Here is a 1,142-nt window from a genome sequence, read left to right as displayed (position 1 = left end):
GGACATCATTTCACATATCAACCCAAAGCGCGGCATCTCGCCGGCCGCCGCGGTAGTCGATAACACTGCGATCGTTTCGCAGATCAACAACCGGCTTGGCGCCGAATCCGTGGCCTTCCTGCTCCTCATGGGCTCGATCGCCGATGCCGATGTGACATTCACGTTCCTAATGGAACATGGCGACGCCGCAGATTTGTCCGACGCCGCTGCGGTTCCTGACGACATGCTGAACGGCACCGAACAGCTGGCGACACCTCTCTTTTCGAGCGACGATAAGGTGTTCAAGATCGGGTACACCGGTGGCAAGCAGTATCAGCGGGTCACGCTGACTCCCGCGGCGAATGCCGGCAACATCTTCGCCGCCGGCGCCTGGATCAATGGCTTGCTCAACCAGGGTCCAGCGGCGAACCCGCCGGCATAAGGCGAGCGCCGTTCTTTTTGAGGGGCGATCAGCCGGTCGGCGTTCCATCTGCACGCCGGCCTTGCATCCATTGCAACCATGTGGATTGACCGCCATGAAAACCGGCAAGGGCACAAAGGCATTTCCGTTCGCATTCGACGGTATCAATGTGCAGCATCTCCCTGAGGGCTCCGATTTCCCACCGGCAGGCTATTCCGTCACCGATTCCGCTTTCGGCGGCTTGGTTGCTTCAGGATATATCGAAGAGAGCAAGAGCGGTGTTCCCGAAGCTGAGCAGCTGAACCGGGACATCATCGAGGCTTTCGATCGAAAGATCTCCGCCGTTTCCGACGAGGAACTGAAGGCCATCATCGCCCGCTCCGGCAAACCGTACAGCGGTAACCTCGTTCATGCTCACCTTGTCTTCGCGGCGAAACAGCAAATGCTCCGAGAGCTCCAGGGGGCCACACCCATCTTTTCAATCGATCCCAACGCAGGTGTCACCGAACAGCCGTTAGCGAAACCAGGTGAGGCAACGCCCCCATCTGCCGCGGCCGCGGTCGAGAAACAGAAGGCCGAAGTCGAAGCCGCCAACGCGGCCGGGGAGAACAAGGCGACCAATCAGTTCGGCGATCCGCTGCCGGCCGGCGGCGCTAAGCCGACTGCCGAAGCCGACGTCGACCTCGAGAGCCTGAAGAAGGATGAACTCGAGAAGCTCGCAGCCGATCGCGGTGTCGATATC

Annotated in this window: 2 protein-coding genes; both read left to right on the top strand. The window is 60.2% G+C overall.

Annotated elements, in window-relative coordinates:
• Positions 1 to 421, top strand: a 421-nt coding sequence (locus FJ980_RS33175; RefSeq protein WP_246676694.1) for a hypothetical protein, incomplete at its 5' end; no start/stop codon positions are given.
• A gap of 94 nt (positions 422 to 515) precedes the next feature.
• Positions 516 to 1,142: hypothetical protein (locus tag FJ980_RS33170; RefSeq protein ID WP_140547619.1), on the top strand; the 627-nt coding region annotated here is incomplete at its 3' end.

This window comes from Mesorhizobium sp. B1-1-5 (assembly GCF_006443065.1).
Lineage (GTDB): Bacteria > Pseudomonadota > Alphaproteobacteria > Rhizobiales > Rhizobiaceae > Mesorhizobium.
The sequence above is the reverse complement of the archived record's forward strand: the minus strand, read 5'-3'. Positions and strand labels throughout refer to the sequence as shown.